Here is a 14,993-nt window from a genome sequence, read left to right as displayed (position 1 = left end):
GCCTCTGGAACAGGAGAATTTGAGAATGACCGACAAGCTTTCGCAGAGCGCCGACAAGGTCCTCGACCACTACACCCTCTTCCGGCAGCCCGAATATGCGGCGATGTTCGAGAAGAAGAAGACCGAGTTCGAATACGGCCATTCGGACGCGGAAGTCGCCCGCGTGTCCGAATGGACCAAGTCCGAGGAATACAAGGCGAAGAACTTCGCCCGTGAAGCGGTCGTCATCAACCCGACCAAGGCCTGCCAGCCGATCGGCGCGATGTTCGCCGCCCAGGGCTTCGAAGGCACCCTGCCCTTCGTCCATGGCTCCCAGGGCTGCGTCGCCTATTACCGCACCCATCTGACCCGCCACTTCAAGGAGCCGAACAGCGCGGTTTCCTCGTCGATGACGGAAGACGCGGCGGTGTTCGGCGGCCTGAACAACATGATCGACGGACTGGCGAACGCCTATGCGCTCTACAAGCCGAAGATGATCGCGGTGATGACCACCTGCATGGCCGAAGTCATCGGCGACGACCTGCAGGGCTTCATCGCCAACGCGAAGAACAAGGAAAGCGTCCCGGCCGACTTCCCGGTGCCGTTCGCCCACACCCCGGCCTTCGTCGGCAGCCACATCGTCGGCTACGACAACATGATCAAGGGGATCCTGAGCAACTTCTGGGGCACGTCGGAGAATTTCGACACGCCCAAGACCGAGCAGATCAACCTGATCCCGGGCTTCGACGGCTTCGCGGTCGGCAACAACCGCGAACTGAAGCGCATCGCCGGCGAATTCGGCCTGAAGCTGCAGATCCTGTCCGACGTGTCCGACAATTTCGACACGCCGATGGATGGCGAGTACCGCATGTATGACGGCGGCACCACCATCGAGGAGACGAAGGAGGCCCTGCATGCCAAGGCCACCATCTCCATGCAGGAGTACAACACCACCCAGACCCTGCAGTTCTGCAAGGAGAAGGGCCAGGACGTCGCCAAGTTCAACTACCCGATGGGCGTCACCGCCACCGACGAGCTGCTGCTGAAGCTGGCGGAACTGTCGGGCAAGCCGGTGCCGGCCAGCCTGAAGCTGGAGCGCGGCCGTCTGGTCGACGCCATCGCCGACAGCCACACCCACATGCACGGCAAGCGTTTCGCGGTCTACGGCGACCCGGACTTCTGCCTGGGCATGACCAAGTTCCTGCTGGAGCTGGGTGCGGAGCCGGTGCACATCCTGTCCACCTCCGGCTCCAAGAAGTGGGAGAAGCAGGTCCAGAAGGTGCTGGACGGCTCGCCCTTCGGCGCCTCTGGCGCGGCTTACGGCGGCAAGGACCTGTGGCACCTGCGCTCGCTGATCTTCACCGACAAGGTGGACTACATCATCGGCAACAGCTACGGCAAGTATCTGGAGCGCGACACCAAGGTTCCGCTGATCCGCCTGACCTACCCGATCTTCGACCGCCACCATCACCACCGCTACCCGACCTGGGGCTACCAGGGCGCGCTGAACGTGCTGGTGCGGATCCTGGACCGGATCTTCGAGGACATCGACGCCAACACCAACATCGTCGGCCAGACCGACTACTCGTTCGACCTGATCCGCTGATCGGCCGGCAGGTCGCCAGCGAGCCAGGCATCGGTTCCAGCCTATCCGACGGGCCGGGGTTTCCATCCCCCCGGCCCGGCGGCAACCTCCCCAACCCGGAGAGCGCCGGCGACGGCACGCTCCGGGTATTTTCGTCTGTGGACTTCAAGTTTGACAAACTGCTGAGGCATGGGAATTATTATTATGCTACAAGTAAATAATATTACCGATTCTCGCACAGGAAACGACACGACTTGCGCTTGAAAAATGGCTTTCCCTATAAATTCTTTAGACCCGAAAATATAAAATGGTCCTCTGATCATTAGGTGGCACTTATGTCTTAAGTTTGCCTCGAAAATTCTTCGGTCTTTAGTGCTAGTCCTGATTGACCAATTGAAAAGGTCAGGCTTTCATAGGGCCCGTCAAGCGTTCAAGGTGGACGCGCGGAGGGGGTGGAAATGATTGGTTTCATCCGGTCGATTGGTTCGAAGGAATCCGATAGCCAAGCAATGCTGGCAGCATTGGATCGATCTCAGGCAGTCATCGAATTCGGCATGGATGGCACAATCCTGACCGCAAATTCCAACTTCCTGACGGTGATGGGTTATTCATTGCCTGAAATTGTCGGCAAGCATCACCGGATATTCGTGGATCCTGCTGAACATGCGGGTACCGCCTATCGGGAATTCTGGGATCGGCTGAAGCGTGGAGAGTTTCAACGGGCTTTGTACCGGCGCATCGGCAAGAAGGGCCGCGAGGTCTGGATCGAGGCAACCTACAATCCCGTCCTCAATTCCGCCGGACGACCCATCAGGATTGTCAAGATTGCCACCGACGTGACCGAGCGCCAGACCGTAAACGCCGACATGCGTGGCAAGATCGACGCCATTTCCCGGTCGCAAGCCGTCATCGAATTCAATCCGGACGGCACCGTCATCACCGCCAACGAGAATTTCCTCAAGGTGCTCGGCTACAGCCTGGACGAGATACGCGGACGCCATCACAGCATGTTCGTCGACCCGCGGGAGCGCGAGGGCGCTGCCTATCGCGATTTCTGGCACCGGCTGAACAAGGGCCAGTTCGAAGCCGCCCAATACCGCCGCATCGGCAAAGGCGGCCGCGTCGTCTGGATCCAGGCCTCCTACAACCCGGTCTTCGATGGTGCCGGCCGCCTGTGCAAGGTCGTGAAATTCGCGACCGACATCACCGAACAGATCAGCCTGCTGGACCGTCTGAAGTCGCTGATCGACACCAATTTCACCGAGATCGAACAGGCGATGAGCGGCGCCCACCGGCAGGCCGACACCGCCGCCGCCGCATCGTCGGAGACCAGGGGAACGGTGCAGACCATCGCGGCCGGGGCGGAGGAACTGGCCGCCGCCGCCCGTGAGATCGCCGACAGCATGTCGCGGTCGCAGCAGGCGGCCGATGCCGCCGTGAGCGAAGCCGACAACGCCGACCGCGCCGCGACCCGTTTGTCGGAAGTGGCGAAGGCGATGGGCGGCATCGTCGAACTGATCCGCTCCATCGCCGGACAGATCAACATGCTGGCACTGAACGCGACCATCGAGGCGGCGCGGGCGGGCGAGGCCGGCAGAGGTTTCGCCGTGGTCGCCAACGAGGTCAAGAATCTGGCCAACCAGTCGGCCAACGCCACCGCCCAGATTTCCCGCGAAATCGAGGGAATGCGATCCGTCTCCGGCGACGTCGTGTCATCCCTGTCGGCAATTCGCACGGCCATGAACAATCTGCGCGAATTCGTCGTCATGTCCGCCGGCGCGGTCGAGGAACAGACCACCGTCACCGCCAGCATCTCCGCCAACATGCAGGGAGCATCGACCTCGGTGGCGGTGGTGGATCGGAACATCACCGCAATCTCCGCCGCCTTTGCGCAGGTCGGAACCGCCATCGCCTCGACCAAGGAAGCCGCGCAAGTGCTCGCCCGCTGACCCTGCCGGTGGTCTGGTCGGTCATCCAGCCTCAACTGTCCCGAATCGCGAAGCCGACCACCCGCTCCAACGCAAGGTCGGCAGCCGCCCGCCAGTTCTCTCCGCCCAGTTCGACCGAGACCGGCGGCAGGCCGACCGACGGGGCGGCCCTGCCGTCGCGGACAGGACGGGCGCGCAGAAGCAGGCGGGGATGGGCCGTACCGCTCCAATCCTGACGACCTTCCAGAACCAGCAGCAGGATCGGGCCATCGACCGCGGGCGGCTTCTCCTCCACCTCCCCGTCGTCAGGCGCCACAGCCCGCAGACCGAGACGCACCACCGCCTTGCCATGGCCGGCGATCCTGCCCTCGACGAGATCGGCGGCAGCCGCACACAAGGTCTCGGCCTCCGGCGGGACGGGGCGCTGGTCGGGGTCGAGGAAACGGCAGGCGATGCCGATCTCATGGCCGGGCTCCGTCGCCAACCGGATCACCGCGTCATTCTGCGCGGCCACGGCCGGCACTGCCGCCAGCGCCAGCAGCATGCCGCTCATCATCCCTCGGCCACCGCGCCGCCCGAACCGTACCATCATGAAACCTCATCGCAGCGAACCGTCCTGATACGGCCGCCCCGCCCCTTCCCTGCGTGCGCGCCCTGCCAAGTGCTGTGCGACACCCGACAAGCCGCGGCCGGCCGGGAGCGATTGTCAGCTATCGGACAGCGATGGAAAAGATGACAATCCTTTTTTATCAATAGCTTCCCCACTGGCACGCCCCCTGCATCAGATGCCCGCAGAGCCATTTCCGGCGCCAGGATGGGAGAGCGGGCATGCTCCAGGACAAGATCCAGGACGTCTTCAACGAACCGGGCTGCGCGACCAACCAGGCCAAGTCGGCCAAGGAGAAGAAGAAGGGCTGCACCAAGTCGCTGAAGCCGGGGGCCGCGGCCGGCGGCTGCGCCTATGACGGCGCGATGATCGTGCTGCAGCCGATCGCCGACGCCGCTCATCTGGTCCATGGCCCCATCGCCTGCCTGGGCAACAGCTGGGACAACCGCGGCTCGCAATCCTCCGGCCCGCAGCTCTACCGCACCGGCTTCACCACCGACCTGTCGGAACTGGACGTCATCGGCGGCGGCGAGAAAAAGCTCTACCGCGCCATCAAGGAGATCGTTCAGCAATACGATCCGCCGGCCGTCTTCGTCTATCAGACCTGCGTGCCCGCCATGACCGGCGACGACATCGCCGCCGTCTGCAAGTTCGCCACCCAAAAGCTGGGCAAGCCGGTGATCCCGGTGGAGGCGCCGGGCTTCGTCGGGTCGAAGAATCTCGGCAACAAGCTGGCCGGCGAGGCCCTGCTGGAGCATGTCATCGGCACGGTGGAGCCGGAATACACCACCCCCACCGACGTCTGCATCATCGGCGAATACAACCTCGCCGGCGAGCTGTGGCTGGTCAAGCCGCTGCTGGACGAGATCGGCATCCGCCTCTTGTCCTGCATCTCCGGCGACGGGCGGTACAACGAGGTCGCTCAAGCGCACCGTGCCCGCGTCACCATGATGGTGTGCAGCCAGGCGCTGGTGAATGTCGGCCGCAAGATGCAGGAACGCTACGGCATCCCCTATTTCGAAGGGTCCTTCTACGGCGTATCCGACATGTCGGACACGCTGCGCACCATGACCCGCATGCTGGTGGAGCGTGGCGCCGACAAGGGGCTGATCGACCGGGCCGAGGGCGTGATCGCGCGCGAGGAAAGCCGCGTCTGGCGCCGTCTGGAACCCTACAAGCCGCGTTTCGAGGGCAAGCGCGTCCTTCTCTTCACCGGCGGGGTCAAGAGCTGGTCGATGGTCAGCGCGCTGGAAGGCGCCGGTCTGACCATCCTCGGCACCTCCACCAAGAAATCGACCAAGGAGGACAAGGAGCGCATCAAGAAGATGAAGGGCGAGGAGTTCCACCAGTGGGACGATCTGAAGCCGCGCGACATCTACAGGATGCTGGCCGACAATCAGGCCGATATCATGATGTCCGGTGGCCGGTCGCAGTTCATCTCCTTGAAGGCCAAGGTTCCCTGGCTCGACATCAACCAGGAGCGCCACCACGCCTATGCCGGCTATGACGGCATCGTCAATCTCTGCGAGGAGATCGACAAGACGCTGTCGAACCCGATCTGGCGGCAGGTGCGCCAGCCGGCACCGTGGGAATCCGGCCCGTCCTCCACTCTTCTGGCGGCGGAGTGAGACCGATGTCGCACATCCAGCGCTTCCCCTCCGCCGCCAAGGCCGCCTTGACCAACCCGCTGAAAATGAGCCAGCCGCTGGGCGCGGCGCTGGCCTATCTCGGCGTCGACCGCTGCCTGCCGCTGTTCCACGGATCGCAGGGCTGCACCGCCTTCGGGCTGGTGCTGCTGGTGCGCCATTTCCGCGAGGCGATCCCGCTGCAGACCACGGCGATGGATCAGGTTTCCACCATCCTCGGCGGTTACGAGAATCTCGAGCAGGCGATCCGCACCATCGTCGAGCGCAACAAGCCGGCCATGATCGGCGTCGCCACCACCGGCGTGACCGAGACCAAGGGCGAGGACATGGGCGGCCAGTACACGCTGTTCCGCCAGCGCAATCCCGACATGGCCGACACCGCCCTGGTCTTCGCCAACACCCCCGACTTCGCCGGCGGCTTCGAGGACGGCTATGCTGCCGCCGTCACCGGGATCGTCGAACGGCTGGTCGAACCGTCGCCGGTGCGCATCCCGACCCAGGTCAATGTGCTGGCCGGCAGCCATTTGTCGCCCGGCGATGTCGAGGAACTGCGCGACATCATCGAAGGTTTCGGCCTGTCGCCGATCATGCTGCCCGACCTGTCGCTGTCGATGTCCGGCCGCCAGCCGACCGACTTCACCGCGACCTCGCTGGGCGGCGTGACCGTGGACCAGATCCGCGCCATGGGCGCTTCGGCCGCGACCATCGTGGTCGGCGAGCATATGCGGGTCGCCGGCAACGCGCTGGAGTTGAAGACCGACGTGCCCAGCCACTTCTTCAGCCGGCTGACCGGGCTGGAGGCGACGGACAAGCTGGTCCGCCTTCTGATGGAGCTGTCGGGCAAGCCGGCACCGGCCCGTCTGCGGCGCCAGCGCGAAGCCCTGGTCGACGCCATGCTGGACGGGCACTTCTTCTACAGCCGCAAGCGCATCGCCGTGGCGCTGGAGCCCGACCTGCTCTACGCCGTCACCGGCTTCCTGACCGATATGGGGGCGGAAGTCGTCGCCGCAGTATCGCCGACGCAGAGCCCGGTTCTGGAGCGGCTGAAGGCCGCCACCATCATGGTCGGCGACCATTCCGACGTAGAGACGCTGGCCCGTGACGCCGACCTGATCGTCTCCAACTCGCACGGGCGGCAGGGGGCGGCGCGGATCGGCGTGCCGCTGCACCGCATGGGCCTGCCGATGTTCGACCGGCTGGGAGCGGGCTTGCGCGTCCAGGTCGGCTACCGCGGCACGCGCGAGCTGCTGTGCGACATCGGCAACCTGTTCCTCGCCCGCGAAATGGACCACGAGCACGGCCACGAAGCGGAAGAATCGCACGGCTGCGGAGGCGGATCATGCGGATGCAACGCCGTCTGAGCCTGGTGCAGGCCCCACGCCCGACACACCATCCGACACGAGGAGGATCGATGAAGGTCGCTTTCTGCACCCAGGACATGCAGCACGTCGATGCGCATTTCGGCTGGGCCAAGAACATCGCCGTCTATCAGGTCGACCGCCAGGGCCATGCCTTTCTGGAGACCTTCCAGTTCGGCGGCTCGATGTTCGAGGACGGCAACGAGGACAAGCTGGTGCCCAAGCTGGAGGTGCTGGCCGACGTCGCCATCATCTATCTGTCGGCCATCGGCGCCTCGGCCGCCGCCCGCGTGGTGGCGAAGAAGATCCATCCGGTGAAGGTCGAGGCCAGTGAGGCCATCCCGGCCCTGCTCGACAAGCTGGTCCAGACGCTGAACGGCAATCCGCCGCCCTGGCTGCGCAAGGCGATGGGCGAGACGCCGCAATTCCATTTCGACGAGGAGGAGGTCTGAGCATGGCTGCAGAGAGCGCTGATGTGGCTGAACTGTCGGTCGCCGACCAGTTCGTGAAGACGCTGGTCCTGCTGTTCCGTGCCGAGGACAGCTATGGCGCCTGGGAAGGCAAGCCCGACGAGGCTCTGCTCGCCCCCTTCATCCTGGACAAGGAGGCGCGCGCCGCCATCCCGATCATCGGCGATCCCGACCCGGACACGCTGTGGCGGCTGGAGCTGTTCTACAAGGCGGTCGGCGTCACGGTCGAAAAGCAGACCGGCATGATGGCCTCGCCGATGATGAAGATGAGCCACGAGGGCTTCGGCCGCATGATCCTGACCACCGGCCGGCTGGTGGTGGTGTCGAAGACCCTGCGCGACGTCCATCGCTTCGGCTTCCCCAGCCTGGAGAAGCTGGCCGCCGACGGCGCCAAGCTGGTCGAGGATGCGGTGGCGCTGATCCGGGAATATCCCGAGGTCGCGAACCTCTGAGCCTTGCGGGAGCACGACCATGACCGACATCGACGCGTTGAAGGACGAGATCAAGAAGCTGAACGCCCGCGCCACCCAGAAGAAGATGGACCTGCACGATCTGTCGGAAGAGCTTCCGCAGAACTGGCAGACCATCATGACGGTGGCGCAGGAAACCTATGACGCCTTCAAGACCCTGACCGAGAAGCGGGCGGCGCTGAAGGCGCTGGAGACGGCGTAACCCCTCCATTTTTAAAGAATAGCTTAGGCGCACCCTTTCCCGAGAGGAGCATTCCCATGGCTGAGTTCCTGACCGGCACCACCCGCGGTGGTCAGAGCTGGACCCCGAAATTCGTCCAATCCATCGACCAGAAGCAGTGCATCGGCTGTGGCCGCTGCTTCAAGGTGTGCGGGCGCGGCGTGCTCGATATGATCGGTCTGACCGAGGACGGCGACATCGTCGACGCCTTCGACGACGAGGCCGAGAAGAAGATCATGACGGTCAAGGAAGCGGCCAACTGCATCGGCTGCGAAAGCTGCTCCAAGGTCTGCTCGAAGAGCTGCATCACCCATGCGCCAGTGGCGGCGTGAGTTGTAGAGGCTAGCCCCCCACCTAGCCTCCCCCGCTGGGCGGGGGAGGGACTGCCGCCACTCTCCCGGATAAGCGCTTGCTCCCTCCCCCGCTCAGCGGGGGAGGGTTAGGGAGGGGGCCTCACTTCTGCCAAGCCCCCACTCCCCTCAGTACGCATACTCCTTGAACACCGGATCGACGCTGCCGCCCCAGGGGCCGTTGAACTTCTCCAGAAGCTCGTCGGCGGGGCTGCGGCCGGTCTCGGCAATGACCTGAAGCGTGTCGAGGAAGTGAGTCTCGTCGTCGCCCCAATTGTCGTTGCGGGCGCGGCGGGCCAGACCGTCGCGGGCGATCGCCAGCATCTCCAGCGCCACATCGCGCACATTGCCGCTGCGGAAGCTGGTGCGCAGGCCCGAGCGCGGCACATCGGAACGCAGGTGCGAGCGCTCGTCCGCCGTCCAGCCCTTCACCAGATCCCACGCGGCATCCAGCGACACCTGATCGTAGAGCAGCCCGACCCACAGGGCCGGCAGGGCGCACAGGCTACGCCACGGCCCACCGTCGGCGCCGCGCATCTCCAGATACTTCTTCAGACGCGCTTCCGGAAAGGCGGTGGTGGTGTGGTCGGCCCAGTCGGTGATGAGCGGCAGCTCGCCCGGCAGCGCCGGCAGCCTGCCCTCCAGGAAATCACGGAAGGACTGGCCGGCGGCATCGATGTAGGTGCCGTCGCGGTAGACGAAGTACATCGGCGTGTCGAGCAGATAGTCGACATAGCGTTCGAAGCCGAAGCCATCCTCGAACACGAAGGGGATGTCGCCGGTGCGATCCGGATCGGTGTCGGTCCAGATGTGGCTGCGGAAGCTCTGGAAGCCGTTCGGCTTGCCTTCCGTAAAGGGCGACATGGCGAACAGCGCGGTGGCGATCGGCTGCAAGGCCAGCGACACGCGGAACTTCTTCACCATGTCGGCTTCGGACGCAAAGTCCAGATTGACCTGCACGGTGCAGGTCCGCGTCATCATGTCGAGGCCGAGCGAGCCGACCTTCGGCATGTAGTCGCGCATGATCTTGTAGCGGCCCTTCGGCATCCAGGGGATGTCGTCGCGCGTCCATTTCGGCTGGAAGCCCAGCCCCATCATGGCGATGCCCAGCTCGGACCCGATCTCCTTCACCTGGCGCAGGTGGCGATGCACCTCGGCGCAGGTCTGGTGCAGGGTCTCCAGCGGCGCGCCGGACAGTTCGACCTGCCCGCCGGGCTCCAGCGTGATGTTGGCCTTGTCCTGGACCAGGGCGATGATGTTGCCCTTCTCCTCCACCGGCTGCCAGCCGAAGCGGGTCATGCGGGTCAGCAACTCGCGGATGCCGTCCGGCCCGTCATAGGGCAGCGGCCGCAGGTCGGAGGTGCGGTAGGCGAATTTCTCGTGCTCGGTCCCGATGCGCCAGTCCGGCGCCGGCTTGCAGCCGGATTCGAGATAGGCCGCAAGCTGGCGGCGGTCGGTGATGGGTTCGCCGCGCGTGGTCGGGGGTGCGGACATGAAGTCTCTCGCGGGAAGTGGACGGAGGATCGGCCGGGTGACGGCCGGTTACGGGATCGGCGCGCGGAATGGCGGACGCCGGTCGCTTCCCCCGGCAGTCCAGTCCCCGGCCAAGGACTGCCAGCAAGCCAGCGCCGCCACCACCGCCGTGTCGGCCCGCAGAATGCGCGGACCCAATCCCACCGGAACAACAAAGGGAAGTTTGGCGAGTTCGTCAAGTTCCGACTGGTCGAAGCCCCCCTCCGGCCCGATGAGCAGGGCTGCAGGGCCTGCAGGGGCGTCGCGCAGCACCTCGGCGATGGGACGGGCGGAGCCGGCCTCGGCACACAGGTAAAGCCGGCGGTCGGCCGGCCAGCCGGCCAGCACGCGCTCCAGCGGCAGCGCCTCGCCCATCTCCGGCACGCTCAGGCGCTCGCACTGTTCGGCCGCCTCCACCGCGTTGGCGCGCAGCCGGTCGCTGTTGACGCGGTTGGGATCGGTGCGGCGGGTGAAGACCGGCCACAGGCGGGAAACCCCCATCTCGGTCGCCTTCTCGGCGACGAAGTCGATGCGGCCTTTCTTCAGCGGGGCGAAGAGAAGCCACAGGTCGGGGGTCGAGTCCTGCTCCCGCCGCTGCTCCGCCACGGTCAGCGAGCACCAGCCCTTGCCGAAGCCGTCGATCACCGCCCGCCATTCGCCGTCGCGGCCGTTGAACACCGCCACCGGGTCGCCGCGGTCCAGCCGCAGGACATGGCGCAGGAAATGGGCGCGCTCATGGTCCAGCCCGACCGACTGGCCTTCGGCCAGCGGGCTGTCCACATACAGGCGGGTCTTGATCGGGTCGGCCATGGCTCTCGTCTCCGCGGGGCGGCGCCGACTATAGCCGGCCGCGGGCGTGCAAGTCAGCAGATCAGACGCCGGACATGCGGATCGGCGGCAGAGATCAAGGAGTCGAGATCAGGGCGTCGAGATCAGGGCGTCGATCTGGCGGCGCAGGTCGTTGGGCTGGACAGGCTTGTGCAGGATGCGGATCTGATCCGCCTTCGCGGCGGCCATCAGTTCGGCCCCGGTGTCGCCGGTCAGGATGATGGCGGGTACGGCGGCGCCGCAGGCCTCGCGCACCGCCCGAATCGCGGTGATGCCGGACCAGCCGTCGCGCAGCCGGTAATCGGACAGGATCACGTCCGGCGCCGGACAGCCGGGGAGCTTCGCCAGGACGGTTTCCACATCCTCCGCGGCAAGCACCTGATAGCCCCAGGTGTCCAGCATGATCTCCATCCCGGCCAAGATGATCGACTCGTCATCGATGACGACGGCGAAACGGTCCGGTTTCGTGCTCATGTCCATTTGCGATTGCAAGCCGCTGAGGTTTTGATAAAGAAACAGTATTGGCACGATTTTGGCGCGCGCAAGTCCTGGGACTGCAATTTTTCATAGCTTGAGCCCGGGTGCTTCGCCGCGCCGTTTCCGGACTTCACTCCGGTCACACGCTGTGCGCCGCACTTGCCGCACGGACGGCGGCCCGATACCTTCGCCAGAATTGCTGTTCCGACATCTCCATAGCACAGCGGAAACACCGCCGTCATGCCCACTGCTTCCACCGGCCCGACTCTTCCCGATTCCGGATTCACCGACATCCGGCAGGATGGGTGGATCGCCCGCCGCATTCCCGCCCGGCTGCGCCCTTATGTCACGCTGGCGCGACTAGACCGCCCGATCGGGACATGGCTGCTGCTGTTCCCCTGCTGGTGGAGCGTGGCGCTGGCCATGCCGCAGCCCTTCCGGGACTGGCCGTCGCTGCTGTGGCTGATGGCGCTGTTCGGGGTCGGCGCGGTGCTGATGCGCGGCGCCGGCTGCACCGTCAACGACATCCTGGACCGCAAGTTCGACGCGATGGTGGAGCGCACCCGCTCGCGCCCGATCCCGTCGGGACAGGTGTCGGTGCGTCAGGCGCTGGCCTTACTGTTGGCCCAGCTTCTGGTGTCGCTGCTGATTCTGGTGCAGTTGGGGACGACCGCCATCGGTCTGGGCGTGCTGTCGCTGCTGCTGGTCTTCACCTATCCGCTGATGAAGCGGATCACGTGGTGGCCGCAGGCTTTTCTTGGCCTGACCTTCAACTGGGGCGCGCTGATGGGCTGGGCGGCGGTGCAGAACGATGTCGGCTGGCCGGCGGTGGCGCTCTATGTGACGGGCATCGCCTGGACGCTGGGCTACGACACCATCTACGCCCATCAGGACAAGGAGGACGACGCCCGCATCGGCGTCAAGTCCACCGCTCTGCGCCTGGGCGACCAGAGCAAGATCTGGATCTACGGCTTCTACGCCCTGACCTATGTCGGCATCGGCATCGCCGGCCGTCTTGCGGGCTTGGGCGGGCTGTTCCTGCCGGTGCTGTCGCTGGCCGCCCTGCAGCTGGCCTGGCAGGTCGCGACCTGGCGGCCGGACGATCAGGGCGACTGCCTGGACAAGTTCAAGTCCAACCGCTGGTTCGGCTGGCTGGTGCTGGCGGCGATTCTGGTGGGGAAGATATAGGGGGCATGGTGAGGGTGGTGTTGGCTTCGATGCCCCAACTCCCGCACAAAAAAGGGCGGAGCAAAGCCCCGCCCTTCCTGAAAACCTGAGATACGCGCCGTTCAGCGCCCGCTGGTCTCGGCCAACTGGGCGACGGAGTTGCCGGAGCCGGGCTTGCGGCCGGGGGCGACGGTGCGGCGGCTGCCGGGCGAGGAGACCTCGGCGACCGTCACCGGGGCCGGGGCGGCATGCGCGCTGGCCGGCTTGCGCGACGGCAACACGGCGACATCCATGCGCTGCGGCTTCTGCGGGGCGAGGGAGGCGACGGCCGTGGTCGGCAGGCTCTGCGGCTTGCGGCCGGGGACCGAGACGGCATGGCCCTTCTGCGGGTGCAGCGACGCTTCCAGCATGCGCGGGCCGGTGGACTTGCCGCGGCCGCGCGGGCTGCTGGCGAAGCCCTGGTCCATGCCGCGGTCGCCGGCATCCAGCATCCGGCCGCCGCGCGGCGCTTCCTCGCCGTCCGGCATGATGAAGCCATAGGCGGCATAGACGCGCAGGCCGAGCTGGTCGGTCGGCTCGTGCCAGACGCGGACGGCGGACCAGTCGTTGTTGCGGGACACATCGACCACCCGCATGCCGCGGCGAAGCCCCTCGCCATCCAGCCAGCTGTGGTCGACCTCGATGGTGCGGCGGTCGATCACCGCGCTGACCAGCGAGACGTGGCCGCGGCGCATGTGACCGGTGCGCTTGAAGACGAGGACGGAGCCGATGGCGGGGCGGTGTTCGCGGTCATACTGGCCGGCGGCATGGTCCCACCAGGTCCAGGCATCGCCGCGAATGGTGAAATCGGAGATGGAGCGGACCGTACGAACGCAATCGCCGTCTTGTGCGGCGGCCGTCGACACGGTAAGGGGGCTGAGCGCGATCAAAGCCGCAAACGAAAGGCCGATGGCGGTTCCCCTCTGCCGCATGACTCCCCCAATCCCTCTGTTTTCCCCTGATGGAAACGGGTAACACGGGTTCGCAGCTGTGTCTACACCGTTTGAATTATGTAACATTCATAAGCCATCGGCCGCCTTCCCCCCAACAGCGGAGTCCCTTGGGAATCCTCGTATGAACAATGCATCCCCGCCAGATTTCGTCCGCGACAACACGACGCTGACGACCACCCCGCTGTTGCCGGAAATCCAGCTTCATCTTGCCACCGAGGTCACGCCACTCTGGCAGGCGACCGAGGAGACCTTGGCCGCCACGAATTTGCCACCGCCATACTGGGCTTTCGCTTGGCCGGGGGGGCAGGCTGTGGCGCGGCTGTTGCTCGACCGGCCGGAGTTGGTGGAGGGCAAGTCCGTGCTCGATTTTGCCGCAGGCACCGGGCTGGTCGGCATCGCCGCGATGAAGGCCGGCGCGGCGCGGGTGCAGTCCTGCGACATCGACCGCTTCTCGCTCGCCGCCATCGCGCTGAACGCCGAAGCCAACGGGGTGGAGGTCAAGCCGGTCAGCGCCGATCTGGTCGGCCGCCCCCTGCCGGGCATCGACGTCGTTCTGGCCGGCGACGTCTGCTACGAGAAGCCGATGGCGGAGCGGGTGACCGCATGGCTGCGCGAGGTCGCCGCGACCGGCACGCTGGTCCTGCTGGGCGATCCCGGCCGCGCCTATGCCCCCGCCGGCGGGATCGAGAAGGTGGCGACCTACACCGTCCCGACCTCGCTCGAGCTGGAGGACCGGGAGGCGCGCGAAACGACGGTCTGGCGGCTACTTCCTAACGGTTGAGGCGGGACACGGCCAGCCGCAGATCGGCCAGGAAGGTCGGCTGCTCCACCAGCTGGCCGCGCAGGAGATAGCTGGGGTGGAAGGTCGGCACCACCTCCACCCCCTCCAGCAGGCGGCAGGGCAGCAGCTTGCCGCGCAGCTGCAGGATGCCGTTCTCGCCGGTCAGCGCCCAGGTCGGGGTGCGACCCAGCGCGACGATCACCGACGGGCGATACTCGGCCAGGGTGGCGCGCAGATGCTCGATCTCGCCGGCGAATTCGGCGAGCAGCCGGTCGGAGGTGCCGAAGGCGCCCCAACTCTCGTCGATCTCCCGCCCCTCCTTGCGGGCGCGGGCACGCGAGGAGAAGAAGTGCCCGACCTTGTTGCCGGGCGGCTGGTAGCGGAACACGTTGGCGACGAGGCATTCCGCCCGCTCGATGCCGACGGCGGCCAGCGATTCGTCCAGCAGCTTGCCGCTGCGGCCGACGAAGGGGGTGCCCTGCCGCGCCTCCTCCGCCCCCGGCGCCTCGCCGACGATGGCGAGCCGCCGCCCGTCCACCGGCTTGGTCGGGTACTGGTAGTCGGCGAAGGGCAGGTCGGTGCGCAGGTCAGTCATCGGATCGCTTCCCAAATTCCCGGCAATG

Annotated in this window: 16 protein-coding genes; 10 read left to right on the top strand and 6 right to left on the bottom strand. The window is 65.9% G+C overall.

Annotation, left to right across the window (positions count from 1 at the left end; translation table 11 throughout):
* Window positions 1-25 precede the first annotated feature (25 nt).
* Window positions 26-1,585, top strand: a complete 1,560-nt coding sequence (nifK, locus tag PWS46_RS03245) for a nitrogenase molybdenum-iron protein subunit beta (protein ID WP_434617970.1) — start codon at window positions 26-28, stop codon at window positions 1,583-1,585.
* Window positions 1,586-2,022: 437 nt separating this feature from the next.
* Window positions 2,023-3,513, top strand: a complete 1,491-nt coding sequence (locus PWS46_RS03240; protein ID WP_434617967.1) for a methyl-accepting chemotaxis protein — start codon at window positions 2,023-2,025, stop codon at window positions 3,511-3,513.
* Window positions 3,514-3,544: 31 nt separating this feature from the next.
* Here the strand turns inward: PWS46_RS03240 and PWS46_RS03235 are convergent, their stop codons facing one another.
* Window positions 3,545-4,048, bottom strand: a complete 504-nt coding sequence (locus PWS46_RS03235; protein WP_434617964.1) for a hypothetical protein — start codon at window positions 4,046-4,048, stop codon at window positions 3,545-3,547.
* Window positions 4,049-4,320: 272 nt separating this feature from the next.
* On the opposite strand from PWS46_RS03235, the gene nifE reads away from it, so the two are divergent.
* From nifE to fdxB, 6 genes are read left to right on the top strand one after another with little or no spacing between them, the layout of a single operon-like run.
* A complete protein-coding gene (gene nifE / locus PWS46_RS03230; RefSeq protein WP_434617962.1) occupies window positions 4,321-5,727 on the top strand; it encodes a nitrogenase iron-molybdenum cofactor biosynthesis protein NifE in 1,407 nt (468 codons plus the stop codon).
* 5 nt (window positions 5,728-5,732) lie between these two features.
* Window positions 5,733-7,106, top strand: a complete 1,374-nt coding sequence (nifN, locus tag PWS46_RS03225) for a nitrogenase iron-molybdenum cofactor biosynthesis protein NifN (protein ID WP_434617959.1) — start codon at window positions 5,733-5,735, stop codon at window positions 7,104-7,106.
* A 50-nt stretch (window positions 7,107-7,156) separates the two neighbouring features.
* Window positions 7,157-7,555: a nitrogen fixation protein NifX gene (nifX, locus tag PWS46_RS03220; RefSeq protein ID WP_434617957.1), complete on the top strand. Its 399-nt coding sequence runs from the start codon at window positions 7,157-7,159 to the stop codon at window positions 7,553-7,555.
* A 2-nt stretch (window positions 7,556-7,557) separates the two neighbouring features.
* Window positions 7,558-8,025, top strand: a complete 468-nt coding sequence (locus PWS46_RS03215) for a NifX-associated nitrogen fixation protein (protein ID WP_434617954.1) — start codon at window positions 7,558-7,560, stop codon at window positions 8,023-8,025.
* A 19-nt stretch (window positions 8,026-8,044) separates the two neighbouring features.
* Window positions 8,045-8,245: a CCE_0567 family metalloprotein gene (locus PWS46_RS03210; RefSeq protein ID WP_434617951.1), complete on the top strand. Its 201-nt coding sequence runs from the start codon at window positions 8,045-8,047 to the stop codon at window positions 8,243-8,245.
* Window positions 8,246-8,301: 56 nt separating this feature from the next.
* Complete coding sequence (gene fdxB / locus PWS46_RS03205) at window positions 8,302-8,595, top strand: ferredoxin III, nif-specific (RefSeq protein WP_012973385.1); 294 nt, start codon at window positions 8,302-8,304, stop codon at window positions 8,593-8,595.
* A 147-nt stretch (window positions 8,596-8,742) separates the two neighbouring features.
* Here the strand turns inward: fdxB and PWS46_RS03200 are convergent, their stop codons facing one another.
* The 3 genes from PWS46_RS03200 to PWS46_RS03190 form a co-directional block, all read right to left on the bottom strand.
* Window positions 8,743-10,107, bottom strand: a complete 1,365-nt coding sequence (locus PWS46_RS03200) for a glutamate--cysteine ligase (RefSeq protein ID WP_434617947.1) — start codon at window positions 10,105-10,107, stop codon at window positions 8,743-8,745.
* 48 nt (window positions 10,108-10,155) lie between these two features.
* Window positions 10,156-10,935: a 16S rRNA (uracil(1498)-N(3))-methyltransferase gene (locus PWS46_RS03195; protein WP_434617944.1), complete on the bottom strand. Its 780-nt coding sequence runs from the start codon at window positions 10,933-10,935 to the stop codon at window positions 10,156-10,158.
* A 108-nt stretch (window positions 10,936-11,043) separates the two neighbouring features.
* Window positions 11,044-11,427: a response regulator gene (locus PWS46_RS03190; protein WP_434617941.1), complete on the bottom strand. Its 384-nt coding sequence runs from the start codon at window positions 11,425-11,427 to the stop codon at window positions 11,044-11,046.
* A gap of 243 nt (window positions 11,428-11,670) precedes the next feature.
* On the opposite strand from PWS46_RS03190, the gene ubiA reads away from it, so the two are divergent.
* Entirely contained in the window at window positions 11,671-12,618 is a 948-nt protein-coding gene (ubiA, locus tag PWS46_RS03185) for a 4-hydroxybenzoate octaprenyltransferase (protein ID WP_434617938.1), read from the top strand.
* 101 nt (window positions 12,619-12,719) lie between these two features.
* On the opposite strand, the gene PWS46_RS03180 is transcribed toward ubiA, so the two are convergent.
* Window positions 12,720-13,568: a CHAP domain-containing protein gene (locus PWS46_RS03180; protein WP_434617935.1), complete on the bottom strand. Its 849-nt coding sequence runs from the start codon at window positions 13,566-13,568 to the stop codon at window positions 12,720-12,722.
* A gap of 142 nt (window positions 13,569-13,710) precedes the next feature.
* Here PWS46_RS03180 and PWS46_RS03175 point away from each other — a divergent pair, with 142 nt between their 5' ends.
* On the top strand, window positions 13,711-14,370 hold the full coding sequence (locus PWS46_RS03175) for a class I SAM-dependent methyltransferase (protein WP_434617932.1): 660 nt from the start codon (window positions 13,711-13,713) through the stop codon (window positions 14,368-14,370).
* Here PWS46_RS03175 and PWS46_RS03170 read toward each other — a convergent pair.
* Window positions 14,360-14,965 carry a uracil-DNA glycosylase gene (locus PWS46_RS03170; protein ID WP_434617929.1) on the bottom strand — a complete coding sequence of 202 codons (606 nt, stop codon included), beginning with the start codon at window positions 14,963-14,965 and terminating at the stop codon, window positions 14,360-14,362. The two genes, PWS46_RS03175 and PWS46_RS03170, sit on opposite strands and share 11 nt — an antisense overlap.
* Window positions 14,966-14,993: the final 28 nt, after the last annotated feature.

Origin of the sequence: Azospirillum sp. B2RO_4 (assembly GCF_051124815.1) — a bacterium.
Lineage (GTDB): Bacteria > Pseudomonadota > Alphaproteobacteria > Azospirillales > Azospirillaceae > Azospirillum.
This window is presented reverse-complemented; position numbering and strand designations above follow the sequence as displayed.

Bases quoted from the DNA above. Each gene is read 5' to 3' on its own strand.
- PWS46_RS03215 (WP_434617954.1), top strand. From the start codon at position 7,558: ATGGCTGCAGAGAGCGCTGATGTGGCTGAACTGTCGGTCGCCGACCAG.
- PWS46_RS03235 (WP_434617964.1), bottom strand. From the start codon at position 4,048: ATGATGAGCGGCATGCTGCTGGCGCTGGCGGCAGTGCCGGCCGTGGCC.
- PWS46_RS03190 (WP_434617941.1), bottom strand. From the start codon at position 11,427: ATGAGCACGAAACCGGACCGTTTCGCCGTCGTCATCGATGACGAGTCG.
- PWS46_RS03210 (WP_434617951.1), top strand. From the start codon at position 8,045: ATGACCGACATCGACGCGTTGAAGGACGAGATCAAGAAGCTGAACGCC.
- PWS46_RS03200 (WP_434617947.1), bottom strand. From the start codon at position 10,107: ATGTCCGCACCCCCGACCACGCGCGGCGAACCCATCACCGACCGCCGC.
- nifN (WP_434617959.1), top strand. From the start codon at position 5,733: ATGTCGCACATCCAGCGCTTCCCCTCCGCCGCCAAGGCCGCCTTGACC.
- PWS46_RS03180 (WP_434617935.1), bottom strand. From the start codon at position 13,568: ATGCGGCAGAGGGGAACCGCCATCGGCCTTTCGTTTGCGGCTTTGATC.
- nifK (WP_434617970.1), top strand. From the start codon at position 26: ATGACCGACAAGCTTTCGCAGAGCGCCGACAAGGTCCTCGACCACTAC.
- nifE (WP_434617962.1), top strand. From the start codon at position 4,321: ATGCTCCAGGACAAGATCCAGGACGTCTTCAACGAACCGGGCTGCGCG.
- nifX (WP_434617957.1), top strand. From the start codon at position 7,157: ATGAAGGTCGCTTTCTGCACCCAGGACATGCAGCACGTCGATGCGCAT.
- fdxB (WP_012973385.1), top strand. From the start codon at position 8,302: ATGGCTGAGTTCCTGACCGGCACCACCCGCGGTGGTCAGAGCTGGACC.
- PWS46_RS03195 (WP_434617944.1), bottom strand. From the start codon at position 10,935: ATGGCCGACCCGATCAAGACCCGCCTGTATGTGGACAGCCCGCTGGCC.
- PWS46_RS03170 (WP_434617929.1), bottom strand. From the start codon at position 14,965: ATGACTGACCTGCGCACCGACCTGCCCTTCGCCGACTACCAGTACCCG.
- PWS46_RS03240 (WP_434617967.1), top strand. From the start codon at position 2,023: ATGATTGGTTTCATCCGGTCGATTGGTTCGAAGGAATCCGATAGCCAA.
- PWS46_RS03175 (WP_434617932.1), top strand. From the start codon at position 13,711: ATGAACAATGCATCCCCGCCAGATTTCGTCCGCGACAACACGACGCTG.
- ubiA (WP_434617938.1), top strand. From the start codon at position 11,671: ATGCCCACTGCTTCCACCGGCCCGACTCTTCCCGATTCCGGATTCACC.